This window comes from Streptomyces saintjeani (assembly GCF_055409605.1).
Genome location: NZ_CP189624.1, coordinates 3,501,418 through 3,519,165 on the forward strand (window position 1 = coordinate 3,501,418; position 17,748 = coordinate 3,519,165).

A 17,748-nucleotide genomic window follows, 5' to 3' on the forward strand; every position below is an offset into this window, starting at 1 on the left:
TAAGCCCGCTCGGCGTGTCCCCACTGCGCAAACACACGCACTCCATCGGCTCACTTCTCCCTCGTGCCGAAGTGAGCCGAGTTGAGGGCAGCGCGCAAGGCCACGGCCGCAGCGATGCGCAGAGCCCGTGACACGGCTCGTTGGGCCCCTTTGCGCAACGTCAAAGCCGCTCACGACAAGAGTGGGCACGCCGGCACACTGTCCTTGTGCATGGTGCTGTCCCCTCCTCCCCCGCCGTCTCTGCCCGAATGCGCAGACAGAGTTCGCGCGACACCGCGCCCGAGGTCTCGGTGCGCAAGCTGCTTCATGCAGCAGGGCTGCGCTATCGAGTCAACTTTCCCGTACCCGGCATGCCTCGGCGAAGCATCGACATTGCCTTCAGTCGAGCGAAGGTCGCCGTCTTCCTCGACGGCTGCTTCTGGCACGGGTGCCCCGAGCATGCGACTCACCCGAAGTCAAATGCCGAGTGGTGGCGCGCAAAGTTGAATAAGAACATGATGCGTGATCACGAAACGACTGAACACCTGAGATCCTCAGGATGGGTCGTCCTTCGATTTTGGGAGCACGAAATTCCCGATTCGATCGCATCCATCATCACGGAAGAATGGAGAGTTAATTCAGATCTCAAGCACACAAAATAGGTCACCCAAGAAGTCGCAAAGAAAAATTCCGGAAAAAATCGCACTCCAAAGATACACGACAGAGGAACCATGCCTGCTCCATTCATCGATTCACTTTGCGGATATCGCGACGGAAGGCCGAACACATCGGACAAAAATGATCCCGGATCGATCGCCTTGGGAAAAATTTTCTTCGAGGTAATGGGAATTTCCCCCGACGCGATTCCCCCTGATCAGCGCGACCAGAAAACGGCCGTGGGCACCTTGATGAATAGCCTCCTTTCCACCGACCTCGAAGAATCCCTCAAGGTGGATTCCCCTCATCTCACTGTCGAACCGGAGAAGTCATTTTCAGAATTCGAGCAATTCACACACCTGACCGCTGCACGCGACCTCCGAAGCGACATGACCAAAGAGGTGACAAAAGCAGTAAAGGAACTTGAAGCATACTCCGCAAGCGCAGGACTCGACGAGGCGGTACTGACCAAGCTGATGGGACACCTCGAATCGATTCGTCAACAAGTTGCGGTATCGGAAGAGCGTCGAATTGAGCTTCTTAATCTCCAGGGCGAAGAATCCCTACTCAAACTCGATGTAACCATCGCTCGCAAGTTGACCAACGGCCTCGACGAGGCAACACCGATGCGACACCTGGTAGCGGGTCTGTCCCTGAAGTGGACTCTCCGGACCGACAGGGCCCAGGACTGCAGAAGCCAGGGAGTGAAGATGGCCGCCCTGCGAAGGGGCCGGATGCCTCACTTCGCCGCAGTCACCATGGAGCCCCGCCCTGCCATGCTGGCACTGCTGGGGCGCGGATCAGGCGACATCGACTGTGTCTACCACCTGCACCTGCCCGCCTTGTCCGACGCAATAGACGAGTACTGCTCCGGATCGACCCACAAGTCTCGGCTGGCCATCCGCGACAACTTCAGGCGTCTGCGCGATCAGCGGCGGATCCGTGACTACGACGAGCTGCGTAGGTACATCGCGACACTGTGACGAGCGTGGTTCTTCTCACACTCCCACTCCAGTCGGCCGGATGCTCCGTCGCACGCCCCTACCACCCGGCGCGCTCAATTTCACCACCCGCATCAAGACCCACTGTCAGCACCTGGGATTAACCTGTCCAGCATGGCTAAGCGCATCTCCATGATCGACCTGTTCGCAGGCTGCGGTGGTATGACCTCCGGCTTCATGGCCGCAAAGGGGTACAAACCGGTCATGGCTGTCGAATGGGACCTTCATGCGGCTGCTACCTACGCCGCCAACTTCGGTGAATCTCACATGCGTTGGGGTGACATCCAAGAGATCAAGGATCGTGAGATCCCGAACGCGGACGTGATCATCGGCGGCCCCCCCTGCCAGGGCTTTTCGAACCTGGGTACCCGGGATGTGAACGATCCGCGCAACAAGCTGTGGAAGGAGTACATCCGGTTCGTCAGGCATGCCCGCCCCATGGTCTTCGTCATCGAGAACGTCGATCGCTTCCTCAAGTCCTCCGAGTTTTCCCTCCTCCAGGCCGAGGTCCGCCGCGGCGGCCTGCTCGAAGGTTACGAACTGTCCTACGGACTGCTGCTGGCAGCCGACTACGGTGCGCCTCAGCGTCGCAAACGAACCATCGTGATCGGATCTCGGATCGGAAAAATTCCCCTGCCCGAGGCGACGCACGGCCAGGGGAACCCCATCGGTCTGAAGAGTTGGCGTACCGTTCGTGAGGCTTTCGCAGGGAAGCAACTGCTCGATGTACCCGCCGTCAAGGCACTGCCCGAGTCAACCGTGTCATTCTTCGGCCAAACAGTACCGGGCATCTACAAGAGCGAGGACTTGCACATCGGACGGACCCCGACCGATATTTCATTGCTCCGATACGCTCAGATCCCTCCGGGCGGTGGGCGGTTCAACCTACCGGAAGAACTTCTTCCCAACTGCTGGAAGAACAAGCCCACCGGCACTACCGACGTCATGGGCCGCATGCAATGGACCGAGCCTTCGCTCACCATTCGAACTGAATTCTACAAGCCCGAGAAGGGGCAATACCTGCACCCCCAATGGGAGCCAGGACCGAACGGATATCGCGTCGATCGCCCGATCACACACAGAGAAGCAGCCTTGCTTCAAACTTTTCCCGATTCCTATCAATGGTGTGGCACAAAGATCCAGATCGCCAAGCAGATCGGAAATGCCGTCCCAACTGTTCTCGCTGAAGCAATCGCACGCCAGATCAAGCCATACATCTTGAGCGCTTAACATTCGACGGCAGGGGCCGGTTGTGGTTTTTCGTCCGACCTCGCCTCCACATAAGAAACGCCATCGATCCAAACCTGTGGACGACCGTCGTCGAGTGGTGCCGGAATCAAGCGGGTTGCAATCCAAGTCCCCTTTTCCGGCACCTCCAGACCTAGCGCTTTCGCCACTCTCGGGCTTTCTTTCTGATGTCCCAGAATCACCACGCCATCTGGCGCAAGTCTCTTTCGGGCATCCCGCACACGCTTCGCCGCATCCAGTTGCTTGGCAACCGTCAGAACCGCATTCCTGTCAATAATGCGTCTGTGTACCATTCCGAACAGAAGATCGACCCTGTTCTGCCCGGCGGGCTCCCGACTCAGCGCCTCGCGAACAGTCGGGTCGAGACCCAAAAGTAGATTAGGCTTCAACTTCCCCTCTTCGATTATCCATCTGATCACCCTCTTGCCCGAGGAAGATATATTTCGCTTTCCATCCTGATTCCCGCCCTGTGTGAGAACATCCTCCGAAACTTGGACCAGGCCGACCTTGAAGCTGGATCTCCTGTCGTTCGCCGCCATAAGGAGACAGATATGCCCCATCGCTTCGCGGGGAATCATCCATCTGCCGTCCAGGGAGAACTTCGCGTCCACTTCATGACCACACACTCGATAATCCATCTTGTTTCCAAAACCAAGGTCAAATGCAGTGCGGCAGATGATCTCGACCTTAGTACCTAGATAGGTTTTTTCCGTCTTCTCCAAAGCGTCGACGTCGTACCTTCCGGTCCGCTGACCGTCCAATACTTCATCCAAGGCTTGTCTGAGGGCAGATGAAAACCGGTTCTCCAGGTCAGCATGTCCCTCGAACCACAGCGCAACGCGCTCAACCGCTCCGCCCTCATCGCTCTCCCGCGCCGAGCTGGGATCGTGGGCCTTAAAGTCGTTCGGCTCGCCGAACAGGGCATCCTCAACAACTGGCATGCAACCACCCTAAGTCGCCGGGGTGGCCCACCTCCATAGTTTCGAGTTGCAGGATGCCCCGTCGGACGGAGCGTTCGGCTCACTCGCTCCGTTCGAGAAGCATGCGCACCTGTTCCAGCTCCGACGCCACGCGCAGCCACGTGTACGCCTTCAGTTCGGTCGTCGTACGCCGTGCAATCCCGTCGACTCGGTCGAGCACGTAGCGAGCAGCCTCGACGCCCCTCAGGCCATCGGGGGGCTTCACTTCATCCCAGGTGAAGCGAGCCGATGCCAGAACCAACCCCTCCTCAACGGTCACCGTCACGAGGAATTCCCTCTTCAAAATGCCAGTCGCGAGAGGAAGTACCTCCACCCCGCTCAGGATTCCCTTTTCCTCCGCCACTTGACAGAGAACCTGTAGCGAATCAGGGTCGCGCCACCCGATGTTGAAGTCACTCGCAGTTCCGGAGGGGCCGGAATCATTGTTGCGCTTCATCCCGATCGCCTCGTCAAGGCTGCCTCTTCGAAGCGCTCCTGCGCCTTTTCCAAAGTGCTTTCCGGGTCCAGCCCATGCGCCCGAATCCAGTGCAAAAGGTCAGCGATGAGCCTCGCCGCCTCCTCGGCCGATCGGGCCACGGAGGTTTCCACCGCACCGACGCAGCGGGGGGCCCGCGCACTGTAGGACGTCAGCAATTCATCAGCGCGTGAAACATGGTAATCACGCACATGCCCATGTGGAGATGTGAGCGCCGTGGCGAGCTCGCACCACGTCACCTTTCCGGCTTCCGTCAGACGAACACCCCACTTCTCGCACATCATGTCGATGAGCGCCAGGCCGCGCCCTCCCTCGGACTCGTCCTCCACTCGACCGGACAGCTCCGGGAGTTTGTCAACCGACGGGTCCTGCACTTCCAGACGGAGGTTCGTGTCGCTCATGGAGACAGCGAGTAGACCGGACACTCCGACGCCCACGTGCTTGATCACATTTGTAACCAGCTCGCTGACGCACAACTGGGCAGGCTCCGCCACACCTAGCAGACCCCAGTGGGTCAGATGCTGGCGCAGGATCCGGCGCAGAGCGGGGACCTCTCTCGGTGTCGCCTCGAAGGGAATCCGGAGCTCCGAGCGCGGCAAACAGTTGTCGTGGTCCATGAGCGACCTCCTTGGGTTCACAGCAGTTCTCCCGCCGTCGATCGTGCAGGCGAGCAGTGGCCTGTCTCCCTGACGCAAGCTCACCTCCCCCAGGGCAAGGGGAACCAGGCAGGCATGCGCGACGCGCTTCTGCTCGCTGCCCGTGAGCAGCTCAGTGCCCAACGTAGAGCCGTCTTGGTAAATTTGCCATCGACTTCGGTAAATTAGCTAGATCGTGGCTCCAGTGCGAGCCGCAAGGCAGACTGCTCTGAGCGCACACGGAAGGAACGGCATGCCCCCGAAGGCAGTACTCACCCAGCGGCAAAAGCGCCTCGGCCACGAGTTGCGCAAGATGCGGGCAACCGCCGGCATGTCCGCTGAGCAGGCGGCGAACCTCCTCGGCGTGGACCGGGGGAAGATCTCCAACATGGAGTCCGGCGTCCGAAACATCAGTGAAGAACGTCTACGGGTTCTTGCACAGCACTGCCACCACACCGACCCCACCTACGTGAACGCGCTGGTCGAACTGGCCGACACCGGATCTCAGAACTGGTGGGAGCAGTACCGGGGATCCCTGCCTCAGGGGTTGATGGACATCGCCGAACTCGAAGCACGAGCGATCCGGATGCGAACAGCGTGCACGGTGCACATCCCCGGGCTCCTGCAGACCACGGACTACGCCTTGGAGGTGTTCCGCGCCGTCCTCCCCAACCTGCCCGAGCACGAAGTGGCGCTACGGCTCGCGCACCGCAGCCGCCGCCAGGAAGTACTGGACGGTGGGACCGCCGCGCCTTACATCGGCATCGTCCACGAGGCCGCACTGCGCATGCAGTTCGGTGGCCCCCGCGTCGCACGCGCACAACTCCAGCACCTGCTGGACCAGTCCGAGAAAAGCAACGTGACCCTGCTGGCGATTCCCTTCACACACGGCGCCTTCCCCGGTGCTGGGCAAACTGTTCTGTACGCCGAAGGCCCGACAGAGCAACTGGACACCGTGCAGATCGACAACTCCCACGGCCCGGACTTCCTTTACGGGGAAGACGAACTGGCAAAGTACCGTTCCCACTTGGAACGGATGGAGCAGCTTGCGCTGTCTCCCGACGACACAAGAGCCTTCATCCGAACCGTCGTACGCGAGCTGTAGGAGTCAGCATGCCCGAGATCCAGTGGGAAGAGCCGTTCTGTGGAGAAGGCAACGCCTGTTTCCGTATAGGGACCGATCGCTCAGGCAACGCATATATCGCCGTACGTGGTCAGGAGGACCGTTTCATCACGGACAGCCGGGACGCACTGCGGATCATGATCCTCGACATCAAGGCAGGCAAGGCGGATCACTTGCTCCAGTGATCATGGGCTCAATCGGCGTCGATCATCCACCGATCAGGTGCTGAAATGCGACGAACCCCAGTCCAGTCACCCGCGACAAGGTGACTGAACTGGGGTTTGCTTCAGGCATGTTGGAACGCTAAGTGGTGTACTCCAGCTCAGTCACTGCGGCTTTGCGCACCGCTGGGGCAAGCTCGTCGAAGTCCAGTCCGTCCAGGTGTCCGCAGAGCGCTTGCCGAGCTTCGCGCATCCATGCGACGAGCATGGGGCCGTTGATGGCACCAGGCAGAACGATGCGGCGGAACTCCGGGTCCTCGATCGCTTCAGCGACCAGTTTCTCGGCCAGCCACAGGAGCGTGCGCTCCCGGATAGCGAACGTCAGATGGATGCTGTGCTCGCCCCCGTCGACGACGTACGGATTGTGGACCCAGCCCCGCGGAAGGAGAAGGGACTGTCCGGCGCGAAGGTCGATCTCGGTATCCGGTCCTGCGGCCTCCCACGCAGGGATGTAGTCATCGCGCCACACGCGCCACGACTCGTTGTAGTCCCGCATGGGCGCCTCGACCGGAGGGTGCCAGAGTTGCCACCGCTTGACGCCGGAGATCTGCACGATGACAGCCATCTGCTGGTCCCAGTGATGGCGCAGGCCCTGGTTGCCGGGCGGGGTCAGGAAGGCGTGGACGTAGTTGGAGTACCCCGTCTCCTGCTGGATGCCGCGCGAGACCGCCGCGAGGTACGGGACCACTCGCTGGAGGTTGCCGAGCCGGATCGTGAAACCCGTGTCGTAGAGCTTGGTGAGTTTGGCCGCGTCGGTACGGCCGTCGGTCGTGAAGGCGTTCTGGTTCAGGGACGGGGCGGGGGCTTTCACCACCGCGATCTCGTTCGCCGGGACGCAGCCGGTGAAGGCGTAGTCGTGGAGGAAGTCCTTGGTGACCGTCTCGTCGAGTGCGGTCCTGCCACGTTCGAAGACCCGAGGCTCGTCGGGCCAGGTGGTCAGGAGTTCGGTCCGGCCGTCCTCGGGCAGGATGAGGCTCAGAGACATGGCGGTGGTCCTTCCGTGCGGTTCAGGAGGGCGGCAACGGGCAGCGCAGGTCGGGGTGGTGGCGGTTGGGGCAGCACACGACGTTGATCGAGACGATGTTGCCCGAGCGGTTGTAGTGGACCCAGCTCACGTCGACACCGACCGGCAGGACATCAGCCGCGTACTCACGCTTCACGTCCAGGCTGACGTACATCTGCTTGCCGTCATCGGGTTCGAGCGGAAGGTTGTCGAGGTAGTGCTTCGTCATCCACTCCAGTGCCGCCTCCGGGTCGGTCCATGTGCGGTCGGCGGAGGTCTGGTTGCGTTTCAGGAGCCAGTGGCCCGACATCATGGGCGGCAGGTTCGAGACCGGGAACTCGGCGGAGACTTCTCGGTAGCGCGCGAGCGTCCGCTCGGCCGTCTTGTCGTCGGGAGCCGAGGGCGCGGGCGGGGCGGGGTGCGGCGGCCGGCGGTTTCCTTCCCGGTGGTAGTTCTCCGGGGTTCCGACCCATGGGCCGTACCCGTGGAAGTGCCCTGACCAGGTCATCTGTTTCCTTCTGGAGATACGACGGGCCGCCCTGCCACGCAGGACGGCCCGCTGGTGCGTGGGGGGAGGTCAGATCGTCAGGTGCCGTTCCCGGGCGTAGCCGATGACGAACGCGTCCAACTCGGCCTCGGTGAAGCGGATCTCCTTGCCGGCGCCTTCCGGCTTGGAGTCCGTCAGGACGTATGCGGGCTGCGCGCCGGGGATCAGCGCGAACCGGACGCACGCCTCGTGCTCGCCTCCCAGGTTGCCGCCGCAGAACTGCCGGACTTCGGTTCCCTCGACAGGCAGGGTGTAGAGGTCAACGTTCATGGGATCGTCCTCCTGATGCGATTGCGGTATGGAGAGAGTCGGTCTCCGTACCGTCGGGTCCTCGTTCCGATGAGCGGGCCGCCGAGGTGAGGCCCGGCCCCGGGATTCACGAGATGCCGCGTCCATTGCCCTCGGCGTACACCCGCAACAGACGTCGGGTCAGTTCGGCCGTCTCCCGGAGGTGGGAGAACGCTGCGAAGGCCGGAGTCGATGACGTAGGGCGCTGTTTGAGGTCCAGGAGTCGGTAGCCCTTGCGGAATAGTTCCCTGACTTCGGGGTTTTCGTCCGCGCCCAGGTCCTGGACCAGAAGGATGTTCAGGTGGCGGCCGACTTCCACCGTGCGGGTGTCGATGGCCGCGCGGGTCGACGTGTTCAGCTCCATCTTCAGCGCGAGGTCGGTCATCTCCGAGATCAGCTCGACGTCGATGGAGTCGTCGACATCTGCCGCGCCGGTCTCCTGTCTCACGGTCGCCACCACATGTCTCCCCTCGGTACGGCGGCAAGGGCGGCTGCCTGGCTTTCGGGCTCGGAGACGACGGTAGGGTCGGCGTCATCCAACTCCCAAGAAGATTGCGCGAGTTTGCAGAACCAGCTTTGACGGGTGTTAACGGCTTGCCGAACATCTAGTCATCGCGCAAACAAGCGCAAGGCAGCGGACGGGAGAGCCCCATGAAGCTACGGTTCCTCGGAAAGAACTCGACGCCCGGAGACAGTCCCACCCTGTACGCCAGCGACCAGGACAGCTACGTGATCCAGGGCTGGAGGATCTACTCGAACGAACTGCTCATGCAACTCGACGTTCCAGAAGGGGAGACCGCCGTCGAGGTGCCGACCGAGTTGTTCGAGTACCTGACGAAGGACGGCCTGCAGTCCGGTCTGGTCAAGAAGTTCACCGCTCCGATCATGATCGTCACCGAACAGGGGACCTGTGTTCTCCAAGGCCCGGAGATGAACGATCCTGAAGCCCTGAGTCAGATGCGCATGCCCGACTATGAGACCTGCATCGAGGTCCCCAAGTCCTCGATCACGGCCCTGTTGGAGGAAGACCGTGGACCTGATCACCCCGGCCCAGCGTGACGAACTGTTCAACAGTTTCGAACGCGACGCCTTCCACCTGGAGTTGAGGGACGACTACGGCTCTCCCGTCGAAGACACGCCGTACGCCCGATGGCAGCGGGGCGAGCCGGACGACTACGCCTGGCTCGACGACTGGAAGGCGCTCATCGAGCGCGTCACGGACACGGGCAGGACGGTCCGCCGCGTACGGGTGGTCACGGAGCCGCACAGCCGGTACGTGACGTGGGAGCACTCGCTGACCCGGCTCAACATCGAGATCGGCGAGGACATCCGCTGGCTGCCACGGCATCTCCTGCCGCAGGACATCGTCTTCCCCGTACAGGGCAACGACTGGTGGCTGTACGACGACCGACTGCTCGCCATCGGCCACTTCGACCCGGAGGGACGCGTACTCGGCTCCGAGATTGTCGAGGATCCCGACATCGTGGCCGAGTGCGCCCGCGTACGCGACCTGCTCTGGACCATCGCCGTCCCGCACGCCGAGTACAAGCCCTGACCCATCAGTGAGCAATCAAGCACAAGAAGCACGAGAGGCGCTGGGTGCCCGGCTTCGTGGATTCCGCAAGGATGCAGGATTCAGCAGCGGCCGGGCATTCGCGCGAGCCACCGGATGGGCGGAGTCGAAGGTTTCCCGGATCGAGAACGGGAAGCAGAATGCGAGCGAGCAGGATATTCGCATCTGGTGCGGCACGACCCACCGCGAGGACCAGGCGGAGGACTTGATCGCCACGGTCCGACACATAGACGAACTGTGGCTTGAGTGGCGCAGGCAACTGTCGACCGGATCGGAGAAGAGACAGAAGGCCGCTCTGCCTATTTACGCAAAGACCAAAGTCTTCCGCATCTGGCACCCGACTCTGATTTGGGGAACACTTCAAACCTCCGCATACGCCGCCGAGACCTTCAAACTGGTTCGCAACTACTACGAGATACCCGACGACACGGAAGCAGCCACCGCCAAACGCCTTGAGCGCCAGCAGCACCTCTACAAGGGGGACAAAATCTTCAACGTACTGCTCGCCGAGCAGGCGTTGTACACCAACTTCGGAGGAGCAGAGGTGATGAAAGGCCAACTCGACCGACTGTTGGCCGTATGGCGACTCCCTCGACTCAGCCTGGGGATCGTACCCAGGTCAGCCCCTATGCATATCTGGCCCGGCAACTCCTTCTCCATGTTCGACAACAAGCTCGTACTCGTCGAAACCTACTCGGCAGAGTTCTCGGTGACACAACCCCGAGAAATCGAGCTGTACGCCAAAGCTTTTGCGCTCTTGAAGCAATCCGCAGTGTACGGACCCACGGTCCGCGATCTCATATTTACCGCTATCCACCATTACGATCGGATCCCGTCCGACTAGAAAGGAAGAGTATCGTGGCACCTAACTGGCGCACCAGTTCCTACACAGGAAAAGAAAACTGTGTTGAAGTCGCCGACAACAACCCGGAAAAGGTCATGGTTCGAGACACGAAAAACCACGGTGGAGGAATCCTGGGATTTCAGCTGATCACCTGGGGAACGTTCGTAAAGTTTATGGCGTTGAAGAACCTCTGACGAAGGCCGACACCACCCTGTACAACTCGGCCGGTCGGTCCAGGTGTGCGTCGTGGCCCGCGTCCGGGACCGTCATCAGGTGGGTGGTGTCGGGGCGGCGGGTCCGCATCTCCAGGGGTTCCGATTCCGGCATGGTGCCGTGGGCGCCCCGAACTACCAGGGTGGGGCAGCGGAGTTGGGTCCACTCCGGCCAGTAGTCGCGGGTGGCCGGTTCCTGGACTGCCGCAAGCATGGTTCGGCGGTCGATGCGGGGGTGACCGGTTCCGTCCGGGCGCCAAGTCAGGCTGTCGGCCCATGAGTCGTGGCCGAAGAAGGTGACGGCGGACTGGTACGAGAGGAAGGGCGTCGGCCAACTGTCCAGCCACGTCGCGATGTTGTCGGGGAGGTCGGGGGTACCGGCTGCGGGGCCTGCCTCTACCAGGATCAGGGCCCGGGCTAGGTCCGGGTGGGCCGCTGCCGTGAGGAGGGCGGTCAGGCCGCCGAGGGACTGGCCCAGGAGGACTACGGGTCCTGGCCTCAGCGCAGTCAGGAGTGCCACCGCGTCCGCTGCCGCCGCCGCGCGGGACATGTCCGGTGGGGTGCGGGTGCTGGCGCCGTGGCCTGCCGCGTCGTAGCGGATGACCCGATGGCCGGCTGCGAGGAGGCGGGCGGTCAGGTCGTCCCATTCGCCCAGGTGGCCTGCCAGGCCGTGCAGGAGGAGGAACGGGGGGACCTGCTTGGGGTGCGGTGGGTGTTCGTCGCGGTAGGCGAGTCTGGTGCCGGTGGGGGTGTGGAGGAAGGAGGGCGGGGGTGGGGTCACGGGGTGGGATTCTGCCGGTTCGGCCGCCGCCCCCGCCTCCGGGTTCGCCTCAGGCCTTTCGCATCAGTTCCGCCCTGCCGAACAACAGCGCGTAGCCCTGCGGGAGTTGGGCGATGATGCGGTCGGTCACCGTGGGGCCCGCGTAGTGGGCGAGGGTGGTCAGGACCGATGTCACGTGCCAACGGGCCGTGTCCGGGGTGGTGTTGTCCAGGCGTGCGGCCACCTTCGACACGAACTCCGCCGCTCTGTACGGGGGTTGGGGTGGGGCCGCGAGGAGGGTGACCGCCTCCGGAGGGAGGGTGCGGGTCAGGGCCGTGCGTTCCGGGGCGGGGAGGAGCGGGGCCAGGGTGGTCAGGGTGGTGCGGGTGTTCTTCTCCGCTTCCGCCGTCGTCAGGTACTGGCCCGTTCTCTTCACCCTCGCCACCAGGTGAGGCCAGGGCTCCGGGGTGCGGATCAGGGAGTGCTTCGGTGACGGGATCGCCCTCCCCGAGGTGTCCTTGGTCTGCTTCGGGTCGGCCGGGTGAGGCTCCGTCGTCGTCATGTTCTCGTTTCCGCTCGGGTTCTCTCTGTACCCCGTCTTTCGCTCCTGCCCGGTTTTTCTGGGGCGACACCTATGAAGTTGACAGGGATGGGCTCAGGTTCGGGGGCGTACCGCCCTGCGGGGTTAGCCTCAGGGGTAACTCTCAGGAGGTATCTCATGGCCAGGGTTCCCAGCTCGCTCATCGCCACCGGTGGGCTCGTCGGTGGGTACGGTGTCGCCCGCTGGACCAAGAAGCGCCAGCTCGGCGGGGTCGTGCTCGCCGGTGCGGGGGCCGCTGCCGCCTGGCAGTGGAAGGAGCGGGCCGGCGGGAAGGCCGCGGGAGCGCTCGGGGTCGCGTACCTCGCCGCGTTCGCCGGGTCGCATCCGCTGGCGAAGAAGGTCGGGGCCTGGCCGTCGGTGTTCGGGGTCGCGGGAGTTGTGGGGCTCGCGTCATGGGCGGTCGCGGACCGCAAGGGGGATTGAGGGCGGCGTCGCACTTCGAGGCTACCTCGGTGGGCGTACGGATACGGTCGTACTCCGGGACTATCTCGGCGGGGGGTCGGGGCGGTCATACTTCGGAGCTAGCCCGGCGGGGGTACCGGCGCCGTCGTACTTCAGAGCTACCTCCGCAGAGGTACCGGCATCGTCGTACCTCAGAGTTAGCCCGGCAGACGTAGAGGCGCGGTCACCCTCTGGAGCTACCCCTGCGGAAGTACGACCGCAGCCCTCCCCTCCGCCCGGCGTCGAGCCGTAGCCCCGTCATACCCCTCACCCCACCCCCGCCCCCTCACCCCGAAACGCCCGTCGATACCCCTGCGGGCTCGTCCCCACCACGCTCCGGAACCGTTCCCGGAACGCCGTCGGTGACCCGAAGCCGACCTGTGCCGCGATCCGTTCGACCGGGTGCGAGGTCGTCTCCAGGAGGTACTGAGCCCGCCGCACCCGCGCCCGGTGCAGCCAGCGCAGCGGCGTCGTGCCGGTCTGTTCGCGGAAGCGGCGGTTCAGGGTTCGGGCGCTCATACCCGCCCGCGCCGCGATCTGATCCAGCGTCAAGTCCCTTGCGCACTCCGCCTCCAGCCACTCCAGCAGGGGCTCCAGGGCGGTGCCCGCCGGTGCCGGAGGCAGGTCGTGGACGATGAACTGGGCCTGGCCGCCCTCGCGTTCGAGGGGTGTGACGCACATGCGGGCCGTGTGCGCGGCGACGGCCGAGCCGTGGTCCGTGCGGACCATGTGGAGGCACATGTCCATCGCCGCGGCGGCTCCCGCCGACGTCAGGAACTGGCCGTTGTCGACGTACAACACCTCGGGATCCACGTCGACTTGAGGGTAGCGAGCCGCCAGGTCGGACGCCGCGATCCAGTGGGTCGTCGCGCGCAGGCCGTCCAGGAGTCCGGTCGCCGCGAGCAGGAACGCGCCCACGCAGACCGAGGCGATCCGCGTGCCGTTCGCCGCCGCGTCGCGCAGTGCCTCCGCGACTCCCGGCGGGAGTTGCGCCGGGGGTTCGTCCACGCCGGGGAGGATGATCGTGTCGGCCTCGGCGAGGAGTTCCAGGCCGTACGGGGGTCGCAGTGTGAACGCCGGCGATCTCATGCCGGCGCGCACGTCCTCCCCCGCCCGTACGCCGCACACCTTCACGTCGTACGGCGGACGCCCGTCCGGGAGCCGGGCCCAGCCGAAGGTGTCGATCGGGAGGGAGAGGTCGTAGGGGATGACTCCGTCGAGGGCGAGCACGGCAACGGTATGCATGGCGGGATCGTACGTGGCCGCCAGGTTCTCGCCACAGGGCGCGCCCCGGGCCACTCCACGAATCCCACCGCAAGCCACCCCGGCCCGCCTCACGCCCCCGTCGTCGACCCCGGCCGTACGATCATCAGCACCGTCACCGTCGCCCACAACAGGTTGAACACCCCAGTGAACATGCCGAGTTGGACAGTCGTCCGCTGATCCCCGCCACCCTCCACGAGAACCTCCTGCCGGGGCAGCACAAGGACGACGAGGACGAGCGCGGCGGCGACCGTCAGTGCCGTCGACGCGATCAGCCACGTATCGCCCATCACCCCCATCGCGCTCGCCGTGGCGAACCCGAGGACCGGTACGGCGACGCCGACCGCGGCGTACACCTGGCAGATGCGGTGCAGCAGCCGTACGGAGGCCCCCGCCCGCTCGTCCTCCGGCGCGGCCAGCGCCTTGCGTGCGGCGGGCGGGAACATGCTGGCGGCGACCGTGACCGGGCCGACGGCGATGATCGCGGCAAGGACGTGCAGGGAGAGGAGGAGCTTGGTCATGGGGCGACGGTAGGAGGAGACGGGGATCTTGGAGAAGTGGCGGGATTGACAGGGGCCGACGGATTCTCGCCAGGACGACGCGCCCCCGAGACCTCACGGCAGAAAACCCCTGCAACCGGTTACCCCACTTTTCGTTATCGCCCCCACCCCCACCCCGTCTCCACCGCATGCACCTCACCCGACGCACCCTCCTCAAGACCACCGCCCTCACGGGAACCGCCCTCGCCCTCCCAGCAACCGCCGCAGCCGCCCCCGCCGCCTACGCCCACCCCGGCCTCCTCCACACCGCCGCCGACCTCACCCGCATGGCCACGAAGGTGAAGGCCAACTCGGCGCCGTACACGGCCGGTTACGCGAAACTCACCGCCAACCGCCACGCGCAGACCGGCTGGAACCCCAACCCCCAGCAGACGGTGTACCGGGGAGCGGGCAGCCCGCAGAACTACACGGTCCTCTACAACGACCTGCACGCGGCGTACCAGAACGGCCTGCGGTACCACGTGAGCGGCGACGAAGCGCACGCCGACACCGCCGTGAAGATCCTCAACTCCTGGTCCGGCAAGCTGACTTCGCTCCAGGGCTCCGCCGACCGCTTCCTCGCGGCGGGCCTGTACGGCTACCAGGCCGCGAACGCCGCCGAACTGGTCCGCGACCACCCGGACTTCGAGTTGGACCGCTTCCGCACGATGCTCACGGAGGTCTTCGCGCCGATCAGCGACAGCTTCCTGCTCCACCACAACAACGCGGTCGTCACCAACTACTGGCCCAACTGGGACCTGGCCGCCCTCGCGTGCGTCCTGGCGACCGGCATCTTCTGCGACGACAGGGCCCAAGTCGCCCGCGCCGTCGACTACTTCAAGAACGGCGACGGCCTCGGCGCGGTGCGCAACGCGATCCCCGTCGTGCGCGAGGACGGCCTCGCCGAGTGGCTGGAGGCCGGCCGCGACCAGGGGCACACCCTGCTGGGGATCGGGCTGATGGGCACGGTCTGCGAGATGGCCTGGAACCAGGGCATCGACCTGTACGGGTACGACGACAGCCGTTTCCTGAAGGGTGCGCAGTACGTCGCGAAGTGGTGCCTGGGAGAATCGGTCCCGTACACGCCCAACACCCGTCGCAAGGGCGCGATCGGCGGCTGGTCCGGGCAGGAGACCGCGTCCGCCGCGGCGTCCGTGGACCCGAACATGACCCGTCCGGTGTGGGCGATGATCGCGAACCACTACACCAAGCGGCGTGGCCTGGACGCCTCGTACGTCACCCGCGTCGCCGCGAAGTCCGCGCCCGAGGGCGGCGGCGGGGACTACGGCCCCAACAGCGGCGGGTACGACCAACTGGGCTTCGGGACACTGGCGTTCACCCGGGACAAGGCGACGCGGGACCAGCGGCTCGCGGAAGCGGGCGCCGGAACCGGAGCGGGCGCCACGGACCCCACCCCCGGCGCGAGCGCCGCCCCCGGCCCGAACGCCGACGCCAACACCGGCACCGGCACCGGCACCGGCACCGGCACGAACCCCACCCCCGACCACCCCAAGACCCAGGACCTCGCCGCCACCGGCCCCACCGACCTCGCCCCCTGGGCAGCGGCCACCGGCATCACCACCCTCGCCGCCGGCTTCCTCCTCCTACGCCGCCGCAACAGGAACCGCGAACTCCAGACCCAGGCCCAGACCCACCCCCAGCAGACCCCGCCCGAGTCCCAGCCCCACCGCTCCCACCGCCGCCCCGAGTAACCCCCGCTCCCCCTTCACGCCCCCAAAGCCCGAGACACCGTATAAATCAGCACCCCTGCCAACGCCCCCACCACCGTCCCGTTGATCCGGATGAACTGTAGATCCCGCCCGATATGCGCCTCGATCTTCCGAGTCGTGTGCTCCGCGTCCCACCCGGCCACCGTGTCCGTGATCAGCGACGTGATCTCCTTCCGATACGTCGTCACCACATGCACGGCCGCCCCCTCGACCCACCCGTCCACCTTCCCCTGGACGGACGGCTCGGCGGCCATCCGCGCCCCCAGCGACAGCAACGCGGCCCGCACCCGCAGCCGCAGCTCACTGCGCTCGTCCTCCGCAGCCGCGACGATCATCGAGCGGACGGCGGTCCACGCGGACGCGATGAGGTCCTGCACCTCGCCCCTCCCGAGGACCTCGGTCTTGAGGCGCTCGACCCGCGCGCGGGTGTCCGTGTCGGACTGGAGGTCGGCGGCGAAGTCGGAGAGGAACCGGTCGAGGGCGCCGCGCGCGGGGTGCGAGGGCATGTCCCGCATCTCGGTGACGAACCGGAGCAGCTCCTTGTAGACGCGCTCGCCGATCCGCTTGTCGACGAACCGGGGCGTCCAGCCGGGCGCCCCGCCCTCGACGGCGTCCATCACGGAGTCGCTGTGCAGCACGAGCCAGTCGTGCGCACGCGCCACGACCAGGTCGACGGCGCGCTTGTGGCCGCCGTCCGCGACGACCTTCTCCAGCATCTTGCCGATGCCGGGCGCGATCTCCTGCGCGTCCGCGCGCCGGGTGATGGCCTCGCCGACGACGGCCTGGACGTCGGAGTCGCGCAGGACGGCGAGCGCGCCGCGCAGGGCGGTCGCCAGCTCCGCGGTGACCCGGTCGGCGTTCTGCGGCTCGGCGAGCCAGGCACCGAGGCGGCTGCCGATCCCGACGGAGCGCAGGCGCTGCCGTACGACGTCCTGGGAGAGGAAGTTCTCGCCGACGAACTCGCCCAGGGACACGCCGAGGGCGTCCTTCTTGGTCGGGATGATCGCCGTGTGCGGGATGGGCAGGCCCATGGGGTGCCGGAAGAGGGCGGTCACGGCGAACCAGTCGGCGAGCGCGCCCACCATGCCGGCCTCGGCGGCGGCCGCCACGTACCCGGCCCAGGCGCCCGCGCCCGCGTGGGAGGCCCACTTCGCCAGCACGTACACGACGGCCACGAAGAGCAACAGCCCGGTGGCGGTGAGCTTCATCCGCCGCACCCCACGCCGCCGCTCCTCGTCGGCAGCGGTGAACGCGGTCATCGTGCGGTACGACGGCGCGGCACCCCCAGCAGTGCCCTCCGGGCCCGCACCCCCAGCGCTCTCCGCGCCCGCGCCTCCCGCGCGCCCGGCACTCGGCAGCCCCGCGCCGCGCGGAGACCCGACGCCGTCGCCGGCCCTGCTCCCGGCGTCGTCGGCACCCGCACCCCCAGCAGCGCCCTCGGCCCCCATGCCTCCGGCCCGCCCGGCACTCTCCACGCCCACGCTCCCCTCACCCTCAGCACCACTCGCGCCCGCACGCCCAGCACCACCCGCCCCCGGCACCCCCGCGCCCAAGCGTCCAGCGCCCCCCGTCTCCACTTCCCTGCGTTCCATAAGCTCCACCCGGTCGGCGATCTCCTCCCCATTGTC

23 protein-coding genes are annotated in these 17,748 nt (G+C 65.4%); 11 read left to right on the top strand and 12 right to left on the bottom strand.

From position 1 onward, the window contains the following. Positions 1-248: 248 nt before the first annotated feature. The 3 genes from ACQCO7_RS15665 to ACQCO7_RS15675 all read left to right on the top strand — a co-directional run bounded on the left by ACQCO7_RS15665 (position 249) and on the right by ACQCO7_RS15675 (position 2,867). The gene (locus ACQCO7_RS15665) at positions 249-641 is read left to right on the top strand and encodes a very short patch repair endonuclease (RefSeq protein ID WP_464077211.1); all 393 of its coding nucleotides are present in this window, start codon (positions 249-251) and stop codon (positions 639-641) included. Between the two features lie 69 nt (positions 642-710). Further along, a complete protein-coding gene (locus ACQCO7_RS15670) occupies positions 711-1,619 on the top strand; it encodes an NgoMIV family type II restriction endonuclease (protein ID WP_464072418.1) in 909 nt (302 codons plus the stop codon). A gap of 132 nt (positions 1,620-1,751) precedes the next feature. Further along, positions 1,752-2,867: a DNA cytosine methyltransferase gene (locus tag ACQCO7_RS15675; RefSeq protein ID WP_319731438.1), complete on the top strand. Its 1,116-nt coding sequence runs from the start codon at positions 1,752-1,754 to the stop codon at positions 2,865-2,867. On the opposite strand, the gene ACQCO7_RS15680 is transcribed toward ACQCO7_RS15675, so the two are convergent. The 3 genes from ACQCO7_RS15680 to ACQCO7_RS15690 form a co-directional block, all read right to left on the bottom strand. After that, positions 2,864-3,826, bottom strand: coding sequence for a NaeI family type II restriction endonuclease (locus ACQCO7_RS15680; protein ID WP_464072419.1), 963 nt, complete (start codon positions 3,824-3,826; stop codon positions 2,864-2,866). The two genes, ACQCO7_RS15675 and ACQCO7_RS15680, sit on opposite strands and share 4 nt — an antisense overlap. Before the next feature lie 79 nt (positions 3,827-3,905). After that, positions 3,906-4,301 carry a hypothetical protein gene (locus tag ACQCO7_RS15685; protein ID WP_464072420.1) on the bottom strand — a complete coding sequence of 132 codons (396 nt, stop codon included), beginning with the start codon at positions 4,299-4,301 and terminating at the stop codon, positions 3,906-3,908. Continuing rightward, on the bottom strand, positions 4,298-4,957 hold the full coding sequence (locus ACQCO7_RS15690) for an ATP-binding protein (protein ID WP_464072421.1): 660 nt from the start codon (positions 4,955-4,957) through the stop codon (positions 4,298-4,300). The genes ACQCO7_RS15685 and ACQCO7_RS15690 overlap by 4 nt, the downstream gene beginning before the upstream one ends. Positions 4,958-5,228: 271 nt before the next feature. Here ACQCO7_RS15690 and ACQCO7_RS15695 point away from each other — a divergent pair, with 271 nt between their 5' ends. Together ACQCO7_RS15695 and ACQCO7_RS15700 are read left to right on the top strand one after the other, a co-directional pair. Beyond that, the gene (locus ACQCO7_RS15695; RefSeq protein WP_464072422.1) at positions 5,229-6,080 is read left to right on the top strand and encodes a helix-turn-helix domain-containing protein; all 852 of its coding nucleotides are present in this window, start codon (positions 5,229-5,231) and stop codon (positions 6,078-6,080) included. An 8-nt stretch (positions 6,081-6,088) separates the two neighbouring features. Beyond that, a complete protein-coding gene (locus ACQCO7_RS15700) occupies positions 6,089-6,283 on the top strand; it encodes a hypothetical protein (protein WP_464072423.1) in 195 nt (64 codons plus the stop codon). Between the two features lie 118 nt (positions 6,284-6,401). Here ACQCO7_RS15700 and ACQCO7_RS15705 read toward each other — a convergent pair whose 3' ends face one another. From ACQCO7_RS15705 to ACQCO7_RS15720, 4 genes are all read right to left on the bottom strand, one after another. Further along, positions 6,402-7,304 carry a JmjC domain-containing protein gene (locus tag ACQCO7_RS15705; protein ID WP_464072424.1) on the bottom strand — a complete coding sequence of 301 codons (903 nt, stop codon included), beginning with the start codon at positions 7,302-7,304 and terminating at the stop codon, positions 6,402-6,404. Positions 7,305-7,326: 22 nt separating this feature from the next. Next, positions 7,327-7,830 (bottom strand): hypothetical protein, encoded by a 504-nt coding sequence (locus tag ACQCO7_RS15710; RefSeq protein WP_464072425.1) that lies wholly within the window; start codon positions 7,828-7,830, stop codon positions 7,327-7,329. A gap of 69 nt (positions 7,831-7,899) precedes the next feature. Next, positions 7,900-8,139, bottom strand: a complete 240-nt coding sequence (locus ACQCO7_RS15715) for a DUF397 domain-containing protein (protein WP_464072426.1) — start codon at positions 8,137-8,139, stop codon at positions 7,900-7,902. Positions 8,140-8,245: 106 nt separating this feature from the next. Continuing rightward, a complete protein-coding gene (locus ACQCO7_RS15720; RefSeq protein ID WP_464072427.1) occupies positions 8,246-8,614 on the bottom strand; it encodes a hypothetical protein in 369 nt (122 codons plus the stop codon). 194 nt (positions 8,615-8,808) lie between these two features. Here ACQCO7_RS15720 and ACQCO7_RS15725 point away from each other — a divergent pair, with 194 nt between their 5' ends. The 4 genes from ACQCO7_RS15725 to ACQCO7_RS15740 are packed head-to-tail and all read left to right on the top strand — an operon-like array spanning position 8,809 to position 10,768. Further along, the gene (locus tag ACQCO7_RS15725; RefSeq protein ID WP_464072428.1) at positions 8,809-9,216 is read left to right on the top strand and encodes a hypothetical protein; all 408 of its coding nucleotides are present in this window, start codon (positions 8,809-8,811) and stop codon (positions 9,214-9,216) included. Continuing rightward, complete coding sequence (locus ACQCO7_RS15730; protein ID WP_464072429.1) at positions 9,188-9,712, top strand: DUF6879 family protein; 525 nt, start codon at positions 9,188-9,190, stop codon at positions 9,710-9,712. The genes ACQCO7_RS15725 and ACQCO7_RS15730 overlap by 29 nt, the downstream gene beginning before the upstream one ends. 7 nt (positions 9,713-9,719) lie before the next feature. Continuing rightward, complete coding sequence (locus ACQCO7_RS15735) at positions 9,720-10,574, top strand: helix-turn-helix domain-containing protein (protein ID WP_464072430.1); 855 nt, start codon at positions 9,720-9,722, stop codon at positions 10,572-10,574. Positions 10,575-10,588: 14 nt separating this feature from the next. Next, positions 10,589-10,768 carry a DUF397 domain-containing protein gene (locus ACQCO7_RS15740; RefSeq protein WP_319731465.1) on the top strand — a complete coding sequence of 60 codons (180 nt, stop codon included), beginning with the start codon at positions 10,589-10,591 and terminating at the stop codon, positions 10,766-10,768. On the opposite strand, the gene ACQCO7_RS15745 is transcribed toward ACQCO7_RS15740, so the two are convergent. Beyond that, complete coding sequence (locus tag ACQCO7_RS15745; RefSeq protein ID WP_464072431.1) at positions 10,746-11,567, bottom strand: alpha/beta fold hydrolase; 822 nt, start codon at positions 11,565-11,567, stop codon at positions 10,746-10,748. The two genes, ACQCO7_RS15740 and ACQCO7_RS15745, sit on opposite strands and share 23 nt — an antisense overlap. 49 nt (positions 11,568-11,616) lie before the next feature. Further along, positions 11,617-12,108 (bottom strand): DUF2267 domain-containing protein, encoded by a 492-nt coding sequence (locus ACQCO7_RS15750; protein WP_464072432.1) that lies wholly within the window; start codon positions 12,106-12,108, stop codon positions 11,617-11,619. Positions 12,109-12,264: 156 nt separating this feature from the next. Between ACQCO7_RS15750 and ACQCO7_RS15755 the strand changes: the two genes are divergently transcribed. Continuing rightward, positions 12,265-12,570 (top strand): hypothetical protein, encoded by a 306-nt coding sequence (locus ACQCO7_RS15755; RefSeq protein WP_464072433.1) that lies wholly within the window; start codon positions 12,265-12,267, stop codon positions 12,568-12,570. A gap of 285 nt (positions 12,571-12,855) precedes the next feature. Here ACQCO7_RS15755 and ACQCO7_RS15760 read toward each other — a convergent pair whose 3' ends face one another. Beyond that, on the bottom strand, positions 12,856-13,833 hold the full coding sequence (locus ACQCO7_RS15760; RefSeq protein WP_464072434.1) for a GlxA family transcriptional regulator: 978 nt from the start codon (positions 13,831-13,833) through the stop codon (positions 12,856-12,858). An 89-nt stretch (positions 13,834-13,922) separates the two neighbouring features. Then, positions 13,923-14,372 (bottom strand): hypothetical protein, encoded by a 450-nt coding sequence (locus ACQCO7_RS15765; protein ID WP_464072435.1) that lies wholly within the window; start codon positions 14,370-14,372, stop codon positions 13,923-13,925. Positions 14,373-14,539: 167 nt separating this feature from the next. On the opposite strand from ACQCO7_RS15765, the gene ACQCO7_RS15770 reads away from it, so the two are divergent. Further along, the gene (locus ACQCO7_RS15770) at positions 14,540-16,102 is read left to right on the top strand and encodes an alginate lyase family protein (RefSeq protein ID WP_464072436.1); all 1,563 of its coding nucleotides are present in this window, start codon (positions 14,540-14,542) and stop codon (positions 16,100-16,102) included. Positions 16,103-16,116: 14 nt separating this feature from the next. Here the strand turns inward: ACQCO7_RS15770 and ACQCO7_RS15775 are convergent, their stop codons facing one another. Further along, a complete protein-coding gene (locus ACQCO7_RS15775; RefSeq protein ID WP_464077212.1) occupies positions 16,117-17,568 on the bottom strand; it encodes a DUF445 domain-containing protein in 1,452 nt (483 codons plus the stop codon). Between the last annotated feature and the right edge of the window lie 180 nt (positions 17,569-17,748).

What these genes read in the sequence shown, in the direction of transcription:
- ACQCO7_RS15665 (WP_464077211.1), top strand. Translation starts at nt 249, where the DNA reads ATGCGCAGACAGAGTTCGCGCGACACCGCGCCCGAGGTCTCGGTGCGC.
- ACQCO7_RS15670 (WP_464072418.1), top strand. Translation starts at nt 711, where the DNA reads ATGCCTGCTCCATTCATCGATTCACTTTGCGGATATCGCGACGGAAGG.
- ACQCO7_RS15675 (WP_319731438.1), top strand. Translation starts at nt 1,752, where the DNA reads ATGGCTAAGCGCATCTCCATGATCGACCTGTTCGCAGGCTGCGGTGGT.
- ACQCO7_RS15680 (WP_464072419.1), bottom strand. Translation starts at nt 3,826, where the DNA reads ATGCCAGTTGTTGAGGATGCCCTGTTCGGCGAGCCGAACGACTTTAAG.
- ACQCO7_RS15685 (WP_464072420.1), bottom strand. Translation starts at nt 4,301, where the DNA reads ATGAAGCGCAACAATGATTCCGGCCCCTCCGGAACTGCGAGTGACTTC.
- ACQCO7_RS15690 (WP_464072421.1), bottom strand. Translation starts at nt 4,957, where the DNA reads ATGGACCACGACAACTGTTTGCCGCGCTCGGAGCTCCGGATTCCCTTC.
- ACQCO7_RS15695 (WP_464072422.1), top strand. Translation starts at nt 5,229, where the DNA reads ATGCCCCCGAAGGCAGTACTCACCCAGCGGCAAAAGCGCCTCGGCCAC.
- ACQCO7_RS15700 (WP_464072423.1), top strand. Translation starts at nt 6,089, where the DNA reads ATGCCCGAGATCCAGTGGGAAGAGCCGTTCTGTGGAGAAGGCAACGCC.
- ACQCO7_RS15705 (WP_464072424.1), bottom strand. Translation starts at nt 7,304, where the DNA reads ATGTCTCTGAGCCTCATCCTGCCCGAGGACGGCCGGACCGAACTCCTG.
- ACQCO7_RS15710 (WP_464072425.1), bottom strand. Translation starts at nt 7,830, where the DNA reads ATGACCTGGTCAGGGCACTTCCACGGGTACGGCCCATGGGTCGGAACC.
- ACQCO7_RS15715 (WP_464072426.1), bottom strand. Translation starts at nt 8,139, where the DNA reads ATGAACGTTGACCTCTACACCCTGCCTGTCGAGGGAACCGAAGTCCGG.
- ACQCO7_RS15725 (WP_464072428.1), top strand. Translation starts at nt 8,809, where the DNA reads ATGAAGCTACGGTTCCTCGGAAAGAACTCGACGCCCGGAGACAGTCCC.
- ACQCO7_RS15750 (WP_464072432.1), bottom strand. Translation starts at nt 12,108, where the DNA reads ATGACGACGACGGAGCCTCACCCGGCCGACCCGAAGCAGACCAAGGAC.
- ACQCO7_RS15755 (WP_464072433.1), top strand. Translation starts at nt 12,265, where the DNA reads ATGGCCAGGGTTCCCAGCTCGCTCATCGCCACCGGTGGGCTCGTCGGT.
- ACQCO7_RS15760 (WP_464072434.1), bottom strand. Translation starts at nt 13,833, where the DNA reads ATGCATACCGTTGCCGTGCTCGCCCTCGACGGAGTCATCCCCTACGAC.
- ACQCO7_RS15765 (WP_464072435.1), bottom strand. Translation starts at nt 14,372, where the DNA reads ATGACCAAGCTCCTCCTCTCCCTGCACGTCCTTGCCGCGATCATCGCC.
- ACQCO7_RS15770 (WP_464072436.1), top strand. Translation starts at nt 14,540, where the DNA reads ATGCACCTCACCCGACGCACCCTCCTCAAGACCACCGCCCTCACGGGA.
- ACQCO7_RS15775 (WP_464077212.1), bottom strand. Translation starts at nt 17,568, where the DNA reads ATGGGGGCCGAGGGCGCTGCTGGGGGTGCGGGTGCCGACGACGCCGGG.